Raw genomic sequence first — 16,167 nt, 5'->3', positions numbered from 1 at the left:
TTAAGCGCCGGTGCAGGTAAGGCTCAACCCTGCTGATAGATTTCCAGGGCGTCCGCGCCGCTGGCGCCCTGATGAATAATCGCCATCAGCGCTTTCACCACGCGTGACGGATTATCGTGTTGATAAACATTGCGGCCATACACCATCCCGCTGGCACCTTGCGCCATCAGCGCGGCACTTTTCGTCAGCACGCCAGCCAGTTCACCTTTGCCGCCGCCGCGCACCAGCGTGGGACAGCGCGCCGCTTCCACCACGCGATGAAAATCTTCCACGTTCTCAGTGGGATCGGCTTTGATGATATCGGCACCTAACTCACGCGCCAGCCGCACCAGCGGCACAATTTTCTCGACATCGCCGAGTGAGCCGTAAGCCGCGCCTTGTCCGGCGGGGGCCATCACCAGCGGTTCAATCATCAGCGGCATGGCGTAGCGATCGCAAGCCTGGCGCAAGCGGCCAATATTTTCGACGCACATGCGAAAAATGCCCGGTTCATCCGGGATCAGATAGAGGTTCACAACCACTGCGGCGGCGTCCATCTGCAACGCGGCAAGAATCGGTTCATCCGGATTGTGCAGCACCGCCCACATTTCCCGGTGACGCGCCGCGTTGTAGGCATTGCCCACATCGGTGCGCATCACCAGCGCCGGTTTGCGTCCCGCCACACGCTGCAGCAGATCGGCCTGACCGTAGTTGACCTGAATCGCATCCGGCTGCGCGGCGACCAGGTTATCCATCACGCCCTCAATATTCTCCAGTCCGATGAGAAAATCGGGCTCGTTGGCGATACCGTGATCGATGGCGACATCCAGACATTTGCCGTGCTGAAACAGACGCTGCATGCGCACTTTATTGGTTACTAACATGTCGTGTTTCCTCCTGAAAAACCGTGGGATAAAGGCCGGTAAGTCCGTGCAAACGTGCCAGATTGGCGCAGCCGCGCTGCAGCTGCTGCGCGCGTTCGCTGTCGCTCCAGCCGAGCGTTGCGGCCATGATCTGCGCGATCTCCTGCACCAGCGGCGCGCTAAGTTCACCGCAAATCGCCAGCGAGGTGCGGCGCACCAGCAAATCCTCCAGCTGACAAACCTGTTCATGCTCAATCAGATAACGCAATTCGACATTGCTGTAGGCGGCGTGATGCTGCAACATTTGCTCGCCGTGCTGCTGGATCAGCGCCAGCAGCGGCAGGGCGCGGCTGCCGTAACGTTTGGCGAGTTGCATCACGCGCGGCAGCGGCACGGCATAACGCTGCGCCAGTTGCGCCAGCCACGCGGTTTGTCCTGAAGGTTTGGGAAAATCACGTCCGCCGCCAATCGGCACATCACCGCTGGAGACCTGCCGTTTTTCGCCGAGCAGCCGCAGCACGCGATCCGCCGCCTCTTCACCAAACTGGCGGAAAGTGGTCCATTTGCCGCCGACTAAACAGAGCGTGCTCCAGGCGCGATTGGCGTCAGCCGGCAACACCACTAACGAGTGGTTCCGCGAGATTTGGCCGTTAAGTTTGGCCTCGCTGGCGGGCAGTGGACGCACGCCGCAGAAGGTGTAAACGATGGCGGAATCCGGCACCTCGATATGCGGGAAGACGAAGCGCAATGACTCAAGGATGTAACTCTTTTCCTCCTCTTCGCACACCACTGCATCGGGATCGTCCACGCGGATATCGGTGGAACCCACCAGCACCTTGCCGAACCACGGAAACATGATGCAGACGCGGCCTTCCTGATTCTCGAAATAGACCATTTCGCCATCCAGCATCTGCAGCAATTCGGGATGATCGAGGATCAGATGCGATCCTTTGGTGCCGCCAATCAGCTTGGGTAGATCGTTGCGTGAAGAGATGCGTTGGTTGAGCTGATCGATCCAGGCACCACCGGCATTCACCAGCACATGTGGTTGCAGGCTGAAGCGCTCGCCGCTTAACGCATCCTGCAAAATAACCGTTTCGCCCTCGGCGCTGACCAGCTGCAGATAATTGAGCGCAAGCGCCTCTGGACTAGCTTTTTCGGCATCATCAATCAACTCAAATCCCAGCCGTTCCGGCGCGCTGATCCAGGCATCGTAATAGCTGGCGCTGTATTTCACCCAGGGCGCGAAACCCGGCCAGCGGTCACGCGTGGCGGCTTCATTGCGCACCTGATGCTTCGGCATCGATCCATATTGGCGGGTGTAAATGTCATACAGGCTAAGCCCGGTTTTGATCAGCAACGCCCCGCGCCGCGTCGGTTTATCGCTCAGGCGTAGAAAACGGCGCGTGGCATTCACTAAGCCGCCAGCGAGATTATCGATCGGCACCGTGGTGCGTAGGGGGAAAACATAGTGCGAGGCATTTTTCAGCAGGCGATCGCGCTCGGTGACCGACTCTTTGACCAGCGAAAATTCACCGGTTTCCAGATACCGCAAACCGCCATGAATCATGCGCGATAGCGCACCGCTGGCGGCCTGGCACCAGTCGCCTTTTTCCACCAGAAGCGCCGGAATGCCCTGCAGCGCCAGCTCACGAAAAGTGCTGATGCCGTTGATGCCGCCGCCGACAATCAACACCGGTGTCGATGAACGCAGGCGCAGGGCGCTCAGGCGTTGTTCACGGGTTTTAATGTTATCCATGAGATGCACCTCGGCTCAGGGCCAATTCCAGTACGCCTGCCGCAGTCGATTCATCAGTGACCATGCCTTTCAGCCACTGACCGTGCAGCACGCAGTCAATCGGGTCCACTTTGTCACGACCAGCCACCACCGCCATTGAGAAGGGAATGCGTTGCAGTTCAGGCAACGTCAGGCCAACTAAACGCCGGTTGGCATCGAACGGAGCCGGTTGGCCGTTAGCATCCAGCAGCCAGGCTAACAGTTCACTGCGCGCACCGCTGGTTTCAATGCTGGAGGAAGCATGGCGCGCCGAGAGGTTAAGATCGTAGTAGCTGGAATTGTCGCTATGAATCGATCCTAAACCCACTACCGCTAACGTGGCGTTACGCGCTTTATCCAGCACCTGGTCGACGGCGCTAATGCCCATCAGCATGTCGCGTTCATCGGCAGAATCAGTAAACAGCGGGGCGTGAATCTGCCATGCGTGTCCGCCAAGACGCGCCGCCATTTCCGAGGCTACATGATTGACGTCGGTGTAATGTTTGCCTTGCACGCAGCCAAGCGCGGGTACCACTTGAACATCGTATTTACGTGAGGGCTGTAATGCTTCAACCAGCGCACTTACACCTTTGCCACCAGTAATAGCAATGACATCGCCATCCTTTAGACGTGATAACAAATATTCTGCCGCCGCTGCGCCGACCATTTGCAGACTATTATCCTCACTGCGTGCAACGTTCGGCGCCACCACCACCTGTTGTAACTTGCCGAGGGCAGCCAGATCGCTCTCCAGTTGATGTGCTGAAAGCCAAGGGGATTTGATGGTGATTTCCACCATGCCGCTCTCCTTGCCCTGACGTATCAGACGATTAACGCTGGCAACCGATAAGCCGGTTTCAACCGCAATCTCCGACTGTTTCTTGCCATCGAGGTAATACATCACCAGAACCTGGTAAATCTGACGCGCGCTATGAAACGCAGGGTGCTCATTAGCGAATTCCATGGGCGATAATTCCTTATGCAGCACGGTATTTATTCAGTAAGTGATCGATTGAGACGGCGGCCAGTAAGATCAAACCTTTAATCAACTCCTGCCAGTAAACGGAGACGTTGATTAATATTAGCGAGCTGGTGACGATCGACAGCAATGCAACACCAAGCACCGCGCCAAGAATCGAGCCAGTGCCACCTTTCAGACTCGCGCCGCCAATGACCGCCGCTGCAATGACATTCAGTTCCATACCGACACCAAAGGTTGGCGTTGCAGAGCCAAGACGTGCCATATAAATAATTCCGGCGAGTCCTGCCAGCGTAGAGGTCAGTACTGTGACCCACAATTTGATGCGATTAATGTTGATGCCGGAATAGGCGGCGGCACGTTCATTACTGCCGGTGTAGAACACTTTGCGAAATAACGTGGCTTTACGCAGCAAGAAGTCGAACAGCGCGACCAGCACGAAGAACAGCAGGATAACGAACGGAACGCCCCACAGAGCGCCCTGGCCAATAAATTTGAAACTCACGGGCAGGGTAAATAATGATAGCGGCGTTCCCTGAGTGACGATCATACACAGGCCGCGCACGATAACCATCGCCGCCAGCGAAGCGATAAAGTGACTGAGGCCGATTTTTGTTACCGTCAGCCCCATTAAAAAGCCAACCAGCGCCGCCGCCGCAATGCCGCCTACGCCAGCCAGCCAGGGATCCACGCCGCTAATAAATAGCTGCCCAGCGACCACCATTGAAAGACAAACCACTGCGCCAACCGAAAGGTCGATACCGCCAACTATTAGCAGAATAGTCATGCCAATCACCACAATGCCTTCAATTGAAAACGACAGTAGCATCGCCTTCATGTTGGCCCAGGTGAGAAAGTAGGGGGAAGTGAAACTCATCACCATGAAGATCAGTGCAATGATCGCAATCAGTCCCACTTCGCGCTGTTTATGAATGCCGCCAAACAGAGACCAACGCGATTTTTGCAGTGTAGGCAAGGTGGTATTCATTGTCATACAGCCTCCGCTTCTGGAATGATGCCAGCCGCTAGCCGCATCAGGTTCTCTTCATTCATTGCCTCACCGGTCACTTCTCCGCTCATGCGCCCTTCATGAATCACGATGATGCGATCACACAGGCCAATGAGTTCCGGTAACTCTGATGAAATCACGATTAAACCCACACCGCTGGCCGCCAGTTTGGCGAGGATACTGTAGATCTCAGCCTTGGCGCTGACATCCACGCCACGTGTTGGTTCGTCAAGAAATACAATTTCCGGCTGTACCGATAATACGCGTGCTAGCGCGACTTTCTGCTGATTCCCACCTGATAGCGACGACACCGGATCGCTTAATTTGGCAAGCTTGAGTTTCACTTGCTTTGCCAGCGCCTCTGCCTGCTGACGCTCAAGCTGTGGACTGAGCAACAAACGATGATGACTGACTGCGTTGACATCCAGAGCCGAAATGTTCCATTCGATCGGCATCGTTAAAAAAAGTCCGGCATCTTTGCGATCCTCCGACAAATAGACCATGCGCAGCGCAATACTCGCGGCGTAATCCCTCAATGTCACTGCTTTGCTCTTGATACGGATTGCGCCACGTTTGATGGGCAGTAAACCGCAGATACCCTGCGCAATTTCGCTGCGTCCTGCCCCCATCAAACCGCCAATGCCAAGGATTTCGCCGGGACGCAAATCAAAATTGATATCGTGGAAATGTTTGCCATCGCCAAGTTCACGCACTTCAAGCAATGGTGAAGCGGCGCTAACTGGGCGTTTATCAGGATAGAGTTGCGACAGTTCGCGTCCGACCAAACGTGTAATCACTTCATCGGGCGTCATGTTTTGCAGCGTTGAACTGTGTACCGTAAGGCCATCGCGCAGAATGGTGATGTGCTGGCATAGCGCAAAAATCTCTGCCATGCGATGGCTGATATAGACCACTGAAATACCTTGCGCCTGCAACTGGCGCACAATCGTAAACAGCGTTTGAGCCTCTGGTTCGGTTAGCGCGGCGGTGGGTTCATCCAGAATGAGCAGGCGACAATCCAGCGTCAGCGCTTTGGCGATCTCCACCAGTTGCTGCTGAGAGAGAGAAAGTTCACCCACTTTTTTAGTCACCGCTATCGGCGCGAGTCGATTCATCACCTGCTGCGCTTTTTCACGTAGTACTTTATGCGGCATGAGCACGCCGCGCTGGCTAGCGGCATGCGCCATCCAAATGTTTTCATAAATGCTGATATCAGGACAAAGAGCAATTTCCTGATGTACCAGACCAATGCCAAGACTCTGTGCTTCACGTGGTGAGCGAATGGTCACGGCCTTGCCACACAGCAACATCTCGCCACCATCTGGACGCAAAATGCCATCAATAATGTTCATCAACGTTGATTTTCCAGCGCCATTCTCTCCGGCCAGCGCATGAATTTCTCCCGCCCGGAGCGTGAGATCTACCCCCTGTAAAGCCCGTACCGCGCCAAAACTTTTAGTGATGCCACGTAATTCCAATAATGCTGTCATAATCGTCGCCTTACTCATTGATGCCTTTAGTGCCGCGGCGTTTCAGATAAACATCCCAGCGGAAATCATCGGCGTTGTCTTTAGTCACCACCGCATAACCGTTATCAAGGATTGGGAAGGCAAAAGGATTGGTCCCGTTGCGTTTGGCATCATTCATCGGATCGATCAGTTCAGGATGGGCAGCAAGGAACAAGGTCATAAAACCCATATAGCCCTGGATGCCCTGATTTGGATTGATTGCGCCAAATACCTGACCGCTTTTAATCATATCCAGCACCTTAGCGTTGACATCCACGGTCATCACTTTCACTTTGCCGCCGTTTTCAGCCACTGCCTGCGCAGCACCAATCGCAGAGCTGGCTTCCGGCATAAAGATGCCTTTCAGATTGGGGTTCGCCTGCAACATTGAGAGTACGGCGTTATAGGCTTTCGAAGGGTCCTGATTCGTCGCAGCGCGTGCGACTAATTTGCTGTCAGGAAAGGCGGTTTTCATCTCATTAATAAACGCAGTGACACGCCTATCGTGATTATCCTGACCGGGGTTTTCCAGCACCGCAAATTCGGCACCTTTACCCATTGCTTTCCCTAGTTCGTCGGCTGCGGCTTTACCCTCACGGAAATTGTCTGAAGTGATATAAGCAACGCGTTTACTGTTAGGTGAATCGGCGGCAAACGTCACCACTGGAATGCCCATTTCAGCAGCACGATTAATGGGCTCAATAAAGGGGTCAGGATTCATTGGATGAAGAAAAATACCGGCGGGTTTTTGTGCCAGGATTTGTTCAAAGCTCGAGAGTTGCTGGTTAACGTCATAAGCGGGTGTGCCACCGTATACTGTCTTACAGCCCAGCTGATGCGCAGCCTGCTTGAACATTTCGTAAACCGGGAACCAATACTCTACGCCTGTCACCATAACGTTCATGTAGTAAGTTTCGCCGGATTTACAGCGAAATTGAGGCGCATCCGCTGCTTGCGTGATGCTGGTGAAACTGCCCGCCATCAATAAACTGGCGAGTAGAACAGTGATTTTTTTCATGTTTATTCCCCGGAACTGACGCTGAATGTGTATGGCTCAGCCGTGACGACAAAACGCGGAATAACGAGCCGGGGTTAACCTTGAAAATTATTTCTTATGCATGAAATAATTTTCAAAAGGTATAAAAGCTGGCGGGGAAAAGATCAAACGTTGGTTAATGAATTGTTTCTGACTTGTGAGTGCGTTCACTAATTGCGCAAGGGGCTCCTGGCGTTTTACACATTTATTGACGAAAGCTATTTACGCGCATCCAGCGCTGCAAACGCATATAAAACACAAATCCTAATGCCACACCGCCCAACGATATATATCCGGCGCGTTTGCCCTGGCACAGCGAGCGCGATACCAGATAGATCATATTGGGGCCGGGCGTTAACACTAATCTCAGCGCCACTAACGCAAACGCCAACAACTCGATAATTCAGGCATTTAGACTCCTCAGAAGAGTACCGCTCAATCACGGTAAGCGTTAAACAATTTCATTCAACTTCGGTACGATCGCCGCGAGTACTGGGATGAGAGATCACTAAAAACTCAACGGAAGCAGCCGATTTATTACGCGCTTGATGACGAGCATTCGGCGGAATTTCGATGCCTTGCTGTGACGAGAGATGATGCATTACACCTTCAAGTTCCATAGTGAGTTCGCCACTGAGTACAAAGAAAAATTGACGCGAAACGCTGTGGAAGTGGCGTTGCTCTGCAGTGTCAGCAGGCATTTTTTCATGAATAACCAGCATCTCCTGATGATTGACAAGCGTCCAGCCATCACAGTTATCTCCCCAGTTATAGTGCTGTGCATTTTCTTTTGAAATCATTGTTTTTACTCACTTTTCATTGTCTTCAGCAGGTTATCTGTTTTAGCATAAACTCTGTTCTCGAAAAACGTTAAGTGAACATCAATGCAAAATAGGAATTGAATAATGCTCATCACGTTTAGTGGATTACCCGGCACCGGCAAAAGCACCATTGCGCGCTTATTAGCGCAGCAGATCGGCGCGGTGTATTTACGCGTCGATACTATCGAACAGGCGTTGCGATCGGGTGAAGAGAGCGAGAAAGCCATCGGGCCGGAAGGGTATTTCGTCATCTACGGATTGGCGCGCGATAATTTGCTGCTTGGTTCCACCGTCATAACCGACTCGGTTAACGACCTGCAACTGATCCGCAATGCGTATCGCGATATCGCCCTGTTAAGCGGTTCGCCGCTGCTGGAAGTCGAAGTGATCTGTTCCGATCGTAACAAGCATCGCTTTCGCGTCGAAAATCGCGCTTCCGATATCAAAGGCCTGAAACTGCCGGATTGGCAGGCGGTTGAACAGCGTGAATATCAAACCTGGGAACGTGATCATCTGCAGCTAGATAGCGCATTGCTCTCGGCGCAGCAGTGCGTTGATGCCATTCTGCAAGCGCTGTCGAAAACGTCACAATCCTGATCTTTCAGTGGTGGCGTAAAACGCGCCGCCACTTTCACCTGAAACCCATCCTTCAAACTTAATGTGATCAACCTCCGTATTCAGCACATGCGGGATTGTTTATTGCTGCGCATTTGTTATGAATGAAGTGTAATTTAGTTTCAAATGAAACTAGCAAGTTAATGAATCGGAGCATGTCATGAATAATACTTTCACTTCATTGCAACAACCTGATGATTTCCAACAAAACGTACGCCTGATGAAACGGGTGCTGAGAGAGCAGATCGGCGATGTCGAAGGTCTGTTTGAACAAGTCAGAAGCAAAATCGTCAGCGAAATTGCCACCGCTCGCGTGGAAGAAGCGCAAAACGGCAGCGCGTGGCCGCAGGTCAGCCAGCAGGATATTGCGGCGGGACGTATCAGCGATGAGGTGAAGGATCACATCCGTCGGCGCGGTTGTGTGGTGGTGAAGCAGACTTTCCCGCGCGAACAGGCGCTGGCCTGGGATGAATCGATGCTCAAATACCTCGATGACAACGATTTCGACAACGTCTACCAAGGGCCGGGCGATAACTTCTTCGGCAATCTTGATGCGTCACGTCCGGAAATCTATCCGATTTACTGGAGCGATGCGCAGATGTCAGCGCGTCAAAGCGAGGCAATGGCCCAGACGCAATCCTTCCTCAATCGCTTGTGGACGTTTGAGTCGCGCGGCACGCGCTGGTTTGAACCTGACGTCAGCATCATTTATCCCGATCGTATTCGTCGTCGCTTGCCAGGCACCACCTCCAAAGGTCTTGGCGCGCACACCGATTCAGGCGCATTGGAGCGTTGGTTACTGCCGGCGTATCAACAGGTGTTCAGCAAAATTTTCACCAATCAGTTTGATCAATACGATCCCTGGGATGCGGCGTATCGCACTGAAGTGAATGAGTATCAATCGGGGACTACCACCAAGTGCTCGGTATTCCGTACCTTCCAGGGCTGGACCGCGCTGTCGGATATGCAGATTGGTCAGGGCTTGCTGCATGTGGTGCCGGTGCCGGAAGCGATGGCCTATTTGTTGCTGCGTCCGTTGTTGAAAGATGTACCGGAAGATGAGCTTTGCGGCGTTGCGCCGGGCAAGGTGCTGCCGGTTTCAGCGCAGTGGCATCCGGAACTGATTGAGGGCTTGTGTTCGATTCCCGCGCTGCAGGCTGGCGATTCGGTTTGGTGGCATTGCGATGTGATCCACTCGGTCGCGCCGGTAGACGATCAGCAAGGCTGGGGCAATGTGATGTACATTCCCGCCGCGCCGCTGTGCGAGAAAAATGCAGCATACGCTAAGAAAGTGGCGCAGGCGCTGGCCAGCGGCGCATCGCCGGGCGATTTCCCGCAGGAGGATTACGAAACGCAGTGGCGCGATCGCTTCACCCTCGATGCGCTCAATGTTCACGGTCGCCGCAGTCTGGGATTGAGCTAAATTTCTGGTAAGCTTGGCAAAAATTTCACAGCAGCGGGTGTTATGAACGCACGTCATCAGCAGATTATCCAATTGGTTAGCGAGCGCGGCAGCGTCAGCGTAAATGAGTTGGCGCACACCACTGGCGTCTCAGAAGTGACGGTGCGTCAGGATCTCAATCTTCTGGAGAAAGGCGGCTTTCTGCGCCGCGTGCACGGTTCCGCCGTGGCGCCAGAAAGTGATGATGTTGGCGCGCGTATGCAAACCCGCTTCGCGGTGAAAAAGCGTCTGGCCGAGTACGCGGCATCGCTGGTTAACAGTGGTGAAACGGTGTTTATCGAAGGCGGCAGCACTAACGCCTTGCTGGCGCGTGAGCTGAGTGAACGCAACGATATCACCATCATTACCGTGAGCCATTACATCGCCGGATTGCTGCGCGAAAAGGGCGGCGATGTAATCATCCTCGGCGGCCTGTTCCAGAAAAGCAGTGAATCGGTGGTGGGGCCGCTGACGCGTCTGTGTATTCAGCACCTCAATTTTCATAAGGCGTTTATCGGCATTGATGGCTGGGATGCGATCACCGGCTTTACCGGTCGCGATATGCTGCGCTGTGACGTGGTCAACGCCATCATGGAAAAACCTACACACACCATCGCGCTGACGGATTCCTCAAAGTTTGGCCAGATTCATCCGTTTGCGCTGGCACCGCTTCAGCCGTTTAACCAACTGATCACCGATGCCGAACTGGAGTCGATCTATCAAAAGACGCTGCGTGAGAAGGGCGTTGAAGTGAGTTTGGTTTCATAGGAAAACCAAGTGCGCATGAATGCTTACCCTTAACTCTTTATCAATCCACCAAAGCCTGCGCCGTCACTTCATCCGTAATCAAACCGGTCACCAGACCGCTGGCCAGCACTGCGCGAATCGCGGAGACTTTACTGGCGCCGCCCGCCAGGGCGACAATCTCTGCGCGATGCGAGAGATCGAGATCCACCGACAAAGTGCGTGCCGTTAAGTTGGTGTGAATCATCTGTCCGTTGGCATCGAAGAAATGTCCCAGCAGTTCGCCGACCGCACCGGATGAGGAGATATCATTGATCTCCGCTTCATCAATCATGCCAGCTTCAACCAGCTGAGCGGCGGGTTCCACGGTGCCAATTCCCACCAGTTTGACTTCACTCTGCGCCGCCATGGCAAACACTTCGCTCACGCCGCGCTGCGCCAGTAACACTTCACGATCTTCCTGGGTATTCGCAAAGAAAGGCACGGGCATCATGTAGGCCTGCGCTCCGGTTTTCTCGGCGATGCGATGCATGACGTCGTGGGGATTGAGCGCGTAGTTGCGAGTTAAACAGCCGAGCAGCGAAACAAAGCGCATATGTGGCGCATCAATACGCGGCAACTGGTGGATGGCGGCGGAAAGGGTGCGCCCATGTCCCAGCCCGAGCGTAGTGGAAGGCGACGCGGTGAGCAGGTTACGCAGGTAATCCGCGCCCGCCATGCCCAGCGCGCGCACCGGCAAGCCTTCTTCCCCGAGGTCGGGTGCGACATGACAGAAGTTAAGCGCGAATTTCGCGCGCAGCCGATCTTCTAATTCGACGCAGGCGACGATATCGCCATCAATCGACACCTTCACCGCGCCTTCCGCCACCATGCGCGCAATCATGCGGTGCGTTTTCACCGACGGCAGCCCGAGTCGTTTCGCCACTTCCGCCTGCGTTAAGCCGCCGACGTAGTGCAGCCAGGCGGCGCGCAGCGCCAGAGATTCGTCGCGTTCAGTCGAGGTTGGTGCCGGTTTCATGGGTTGTCCTTTGGTTTATATGGTGCGCTTAAGCCCTCATCCCAACCTTCTCCCACAAGTGGGAGAAGGGGCCGTTCGAGCAGCGTGCGCGGACAGTTCCCTCGCCCGCTTGCGGGAGAGGGTTAGGGTGAGGGTGAGGGGGAAACCGCGCCCCTCACTCCGCCAAATGCAGATCCTGCACGCCGGTATCGATATGCCCGGCCCAGAAGGCGACGCTCTCGGCGATCTCCGCCACCACGTTGCTATCGGTTGGCTCGCGCTCTTTAAAGCTCAGCTCAAGGCAGATCTCATTATCCTGCGCACCGCCGCGCGCCAGCGCATCCAGCAGCGGCTGCGGCTGAATGCGGCCGCCGGCATTGTACTGCAATGTAAAAGGTCTGTGTCCGCCTTTATCCAGCATGCTCTGTTTAATATGGATAATCGGCGAGTAACGCGGCACCGCTTCGGCCCACGCATAAGGATCGTAATCGCGCGGATCGGCGGAAGTGACATCTCCGTGATCGATATCCGCCATCATCCACATCGGCAGCGCCATTGAGGCAGCACTCAAACGCTGCTGTAGCGCCAGACAGGCCGGAATGGTTTCGCCAAACTCGCGGCCCACGCTCATGGGTTCCCAAAACAGGTATTTCAATCCGGCGGCTTTGGCGTGTTCGGCAACATCGGCCCAGCAATCAATGGCGATGTCTATCAGTGCGTCGCGGCGCGCAACATTGTTGAAATCCTGCTGGGTAAAGATGGCGAACTGCGAACCCACCGCGTCACCGCCCAGCTCGGCGGTGATATCAGCGAAGGTTTTAAACCAGCCAACATAATAGCGGCGTACTTCGACATCAGGATGACCAAAATGGTTGAGGCGACCATAGGGGCCGGTCATGCCGGAGGTGACTCGCACGCCGGTGGCGCGCAGCGCCTGCTGCATCTTGCGCGTCATGCGCGTGATGGTCGCAGCGGGCCAGCCGGGATTGATGAATTCATGGGTGAGCTGCACATCACGGATGCGGATCTGCTGCGCCACGGTGGTAATCAAATCCTGCGGGTCGGCAAAGCGGTTCACCAGCGGATTGGTATTCAGTGACAGCGTTAACGGCATGATTCACCTCTCATCCAGCATGCGCACGCAGCGGCGCGGGAGCAGCAACGGTGGCGTTGAACCACTGAGTAAAAGCTTGTTGCTGCGCGTCATCGAGGTGCAACTTATGCTTGGTGCGGCGCCACAACACATCCTCGGCCTGCTGCGCCCATTCGTTTTCCACCAGATAGCGCACCTCGGCTTCGTACAGTTGCCCACCAAAGTGGCGGCCAAGATCGCCCAGCGCATTGGCATGACCGATCAGCTTATCGATACGCGTGCCATACAGCCGCGCATAGTGTTTACGCAGCGCCTGCGGTAGCCACGGCCAGCGCGCTTTGACCTGCTCTAAGAAACTGTCGAAATCGGCGTGTGGCATATCGCCGCCCGGTAAGGTGGCGCCCCGCGTCCATTCCGCGCCCATGTTGGGGAAGAACGGTGCCAGTTTCTGTATCGCGTGTTCAGCCAGCTTGCGGAAGGTGGTGATCTTGCCGCCAAACACATGCAGCAGCGGGGCATTTTGTTGATCGTCGAGGTCAAACACGTAATCACGCGTCACCGCCGATGGATTGCCTTTGCCGTCATCAAACAGCGGACGCACGCCGGAGAAGCGCGTGATCACATCACTGGCGCGCAGTTTCACCTTGAAGTAGCGATTCACCACGTCGATCAGGTATTGCTGCTCGCTGTCGTCGGCGGTAACCGCTTCCGCTTTGCCTTGCCACGGAATATCGGTGGTGCCGATCAGCGCTTTATCGCCTTCATACGGGTTGATAAAGATCACCCGCTTGTCGGTGTTCTGCACAAGATACGCCTGCTGACCTTCCCAGAATTTCGGCACGATGATGTGCGAGCCTTTGACCAGCCGCACGTTGCGACTGCTTTTGGTGTGCGTGACCTGATTGACGATATCCAGCACCCACGGTCCGGCGGCGTTGACCAGCACTTTGGCAAACACGGTGCTTGAGGTACCACTGGCATCCTGCAGGGTGATTTCCCATTTGCCGTTATGACGTGTCGCCGCCACGCAGCGGGTGCGCGGCAGAATGGTGGCGCCGCGCTCGGCGGCATCCAGCGCATTCAGCGTCACCAGCCGCGCATCATCCACCCAGCAATCGGAGTACTCGAAACCTTTGCTGTAATTATCCAGCAGCGGCGCACCTTCGGGATCGCGGCGTAAATCCAGCGAACGCGTGCCCGGCAGTTTCTGACGGCCACCAAGGTGGTCATAAAGAAACAGGCCGAGGCGCACCAGCCACGCCGGACGATCGGTTGGGCTGTGCGGCAAGACAAACCGCATCGGCCAGATGATATGCGGCGCGGCGTTGAGCAGCACTTCGCGTTCGATCAACGCCTCACGTACCAGACGAAACTCGTAATACTCCAGATAACGCAGCCCGCCGTGCACCAGCTTGCCGGAGCGCGATGAGGTGCCCTGCGCGAGGTCATCTTTCTCACACATCATTACCGACAATCCGCGACCGGCGGCGTCACGCGCGATACCGGCACCGTTGATACCGCCGCCAATCACAAACAGATCCAGCATGTGTTCACTCATGATTTACTCCTCAAAACTGTTTTAGCGCGTTCCAGGCGGCAGGAAGATCGTTACGCATCTGCTGATAGGTGGGGAACAGCTGGTTGTAGCGCTGCATCAGTTCGCTCGCTGGCGCTTCGGGCGCATCCAGCAGCGGCATCACCCAGGTTTTGACGCAGCTCTCCATCGATGGATACGCGCCAATCGCCACCGCCGCCATCATCGCGGCACCGGCCGCTCCGGCTTCGTCGCGCTGGCTGATGCGCACCGGCGCACCAATGCAGGCAGACAAAATCTGGCGTAACGGCTGCGAACGCACCGCGCCGCCGGTTAAACGAATTTCGCCCGGCAAACTGCCCATCGCCTGATAGCAATCGCGCGCCGCAAAGCCGATGCCTTCGATGACCGCCCGCACCAGATCGCCAAAATTGTGGGTGTAACTCAGGCCGGTAAAGCTGGCGCGCGCCTCGGCATTAACAAACGGCCCGCGCTCACCGGCAATCGAGATATACGGGTGATAGAGCAGGCTGCCGGGCTTCGCCGCGATGAGCCAGCGATCGATATGGCCCACCAAACGGGCATGATCGATTTCGCAACCAAAGCTGTTAAGCAGATCGCTCGCGAGATTCAGCAACCAGTCGAGGTTGAGCGTTGATGCCATATTGGTTTGCACCTGCGTGACATAGCCCGGCCACGGCAGCGGGATCACGTAGCCGGTTTGCGCCGGATTCAGCCACACCTCATCAATGGTGACGCTGCGCAGATGCACGCCGGTCGAGCCAACAATCGAGCAGGCGGTATTGGCTTCGCCGGTGTGCACGCCAGCGCCAAGCGCGGTCATCGCCATATCGACATAGCCGAGGCAGATTGGCGTGCCAGCCCGTAAACCGGTGGCCTGCGCGGCTTCTGCGGTTAACGGATGCGTGGTTTCAGTGCCTTCAATGATCTCCGGCAGCAGATGACGATGCTGTTCCAGCCCCAGCGCGGCAATCACCTGATCGTCATAACGCTGGTGGCGGAAGTTGCCAAAGGTAAAGCTGGCCTCAGAAGGATCAGTGGCGCGGATGCCGGTGAGATTGAGGTAAAGCCAATCTTTGCAGTGCAGCGCCACTTCGCTGTTAGCTAACAGCTCGGGATAGAAGTGATCCATGTGCGCCAACTGCGATCCCTGCTGACAGGTGTTGAGTCCGGTGCCGGTAGCGCGAAAGCGCGCGGCGGCTAACGGGTGCTGATTGAGTTTTTCAACCGTTGGTGCCGCGCGCGCATCCAGCCAGATCCAGGCATCGCCGACCGGCTGATTGTTGGCACCCACCAGCCAGCTGCCGTCGCCTTGCGCAGTGACGGCCACGGCAACCACCCGCGCGGCTAGGTTGTCGACACGCTCGCCCAGTTTGCGTATCGCCGTGACTGCATCCTGCCAGGTTTGGCTCATTGACTGCTGCGCTGCACCGCCTTCGCTGCGGTAATAACGGTTACGCACCGATGCGCATGCCAGTTGCGTGCCTTCCAGATCAAACGCCACCGCTTTAACCACTGAGGTGCCGGAATCCAGACCCAGAATGATATCGCCACTGTCCACATACACCTCCGAAAGAAGAAGAGTTCAATTCATCGCCGCCAAACCGAAAGGTGTTAACGGGCTGTGATGAATTTGCTAAATAATGTCTTACACCACTTCTCACTGAGATAACATATTAACTGTATTATTTTTCGATAAAACCAATAAATTTCACCTGAAATAGCGATTGCGATCACGAATCAGGCGTCA

General features: G+C 55.3%; 14 protein-coding genes and 1 pseudogene. 3 read left to right on the top strand and 12 right to left on the bottom strand.

Annotated features, from left to right (window positions below):
• Positions 1–23: 23 nt before the first annotated feature.
• The 8 genes and pseudogenes from K5Y32_RS05625 to K5Y32_RS05590 form a co-directional block, all read right to left on the bottom strand.
• Positions 24–863, bottom strand: a complete 840-nt coding sequence (locus K5Y32_RS05625) for a class I fructose-bisphosphate aldolase (RefSeq protein ID WP_222182112.1) — start codon at positions 861–863, stop codon at positions 24–26.
• Entirely contained in the window at positions 847–2,601 is a 1,755-nt protein-coding gene (locus K5Y32_RS05620) for a glycerol-3-phosphate dehydrogenase/oxidase (RefSeq protein ID WP_222182110.1), read from the bottom strand. The genes K5Y32_RS05625 and K5Y32_RS05620 overlap by 17 nt, the downstream gene beginning before the upstream one ends.
• Positions 2,594–3,583, bottom strand: coding sequence for a sugar-binding transcriptional regulator (locus tag K5Y32_RS05615; protein WP_222182108.1), 990 nt, complete (start codon positions 3,581–3,583; stop codon positions 2,594–2,596). Before K5Y32_RS05615 ends, K5Y32_RS05620 begins: the two co-directional genes overlap by 8 nt.
• Positions 3,584–3,596: 13 nt before the next feature.
• Positions 3,597–4,592 (bottom strand): ABC transporter permease, encoded by a 996-nt coding sequence (locus tag K5Y32_RS05610; protein WP_222182106.1) that lies wholly within the window; start codon positions 4,590–4,592, stop codon positions 3,597–3,599.
• Positions 4,589–6,097, bottom strand: coding sequence for a sugar ABC transporter ATP-binding protein (locus tag K5Y32_RS05605; RefSeq protein ID WP_222182104.1), 1,509 nt, complete (start codon positions 6,095–6,097; stop codon positions 4,589–4,591). The genes K5Y32_RS05610 and K5Y32_RS05605 overlap by 4 nt, the downstream gene beginning before the upstream one ends.
• 10 nt (positions 6,098–6,107) lie before the next feature.
• Entirely contained in the window at positions 6,108–7,133 is a 1,026-nt protein-coding gene (locus K5Y32_RS05600) for a substrate-binding domain-containing protein (protein ID WP_222182102.1), read from the bottom strand.
• A gap of 265 nt (positions 7,134–7,398) precedes the next feature.
• Positions 7,399–7,554: pseudogene (locus K5Y32_RS05595) on the bottom strand (LysE family translocator); the annotation flags it as partial.
• Positions 7,555–7,612: 58 nt separating this feature from the next.
• Positions 7,613–7,951 carry a cupin domain-containing protein gene (locus K5Y32_RS05590; protein ID WP_222182100.1) on the bottom strand — a complete coding sequence of 113 codons (339 nt, stop codon included), beginning with the start codon at positions 7,949–7,951 and terminating at the stop codon, positions 7,613–7,615.
• A 105-nt stretch (positions 7,952–8,056) separates the two neighbouring features.
• On the opposite strand from K5Y32_RS05590, the gene K5Y32_RS05585 reads away from it, so the two are divergent.
• From K5Y32_RS05585 to K5Y32_RS05575, 3 genes are all read left to right on the top strand, one after another.
• Entirely contained in the window at positions 8,057–8,569 is a 513-nt protein-coding gene (locus K5Y32_RS05585) for an AAA family ATPase (protein WP_222182098.1), read from the top strand.
• A gap of 178 nt (positions 8,570–8,747) precedes the next feature.
• Entirely contained in the window at positions 8,748–10,010 is a 1,263-nt protein-coding gene (locus K5Y32_RS05580; RefSeq protein WP_222182096.1) for a DUF1479 domain-containing protein, read from the top strand.
• A 42-nt stretch (positions 10,011–10,052) separates the two neighbouring features.
• Positions 10,053–10,796, top strand: coding sequence for a DNA-binding transcriptional regulator YciT (locus K5Y32_RS05575; RefSeq protein ID WP_222182094.1), 744 nt, complete (start codon positions 10,053–10,055; stop codon positions 10,794–10,796).
• A gap of 40 nt (positions 10,797–10,836) precedes the next feature.
• On the opposite strand, the gene K5Y32_RS05570 is transcribed toward K5Y32_RS05575, so the two are convergent.
• The 4 genes from K5Y32_RS05570 to K5Y32_RS05555 all read right to left on the bottom strand — a co-directional run bounded on the left by K5Y32_RS05570 (position 10,837) and on the right by K5Y32_RS05555 (position 15,978).
• Positions 10,837–11,790 (bottom strand): sugar-binding transcriptional regulator, encoded by a 954-nt coding sequence (locus tag K5Y32_RS05570; RefSeq protein WP_222182092.1) that lies wholly within the window; start codon positions 11,788–11,790, stop codon positions 10,837–10,839.
• Between the two features lie 154 nt (positions 11,791–11,944).
• Positions 11,945–12,883 carry a sugar phosphate isomerase/epimerase gene (locus K5Y32_RS05565; protein WP_222182090.1) on the bottom strand — a complete coding sequence of 313 codons (939 nt, stop codon included), beginning with the start codon at positions 12,881–12,883 and terminating at the stop codon, positions 11,945–11,947.
• Positions 12,884–12,893: 10 nt separating this feature from the next.
• Positions 12,894–14,420 (bottom strand): glycerol-3-phosphate dehydrogenase, encoded by a 1,527-nt coding sequence (locus K5Y32_RS05560; protein ID WP_222182088.1) that lies wholly within the window; start codon positions 14,418–14,420, stop codon positions 12,894–12,896.
• 10 nt (positions 14,421–14,430) lie between these two features.
• Positions 14,431–15,978, bottom strand: a complete 1,548-nt coding sequence (locus K5Y32_RS05555) for an FGGY-family carbohydrate kinase (protein ID WP_222182086.1) — start codon at positions 15,976–15,978, stop codon at positions 14,431–14,433.
• Positions 15,979–16,167: the final 189 nt, after the last annotated feature.

The organism is Pantoea sp. DY-15 (assembly GCF_019795935.1).
Taxonomy (GTDB): Bacteria; Pseudomonadota; Gammaproteobacteria; order Enterobacterales; family Enterobacteriaceae; genus Pantoea; species Pantoea leporis.
Note: the sequence above shows the minus strand (reverse complement) of the source record. Positions and strands in the feature narration are given on the sequence as shown.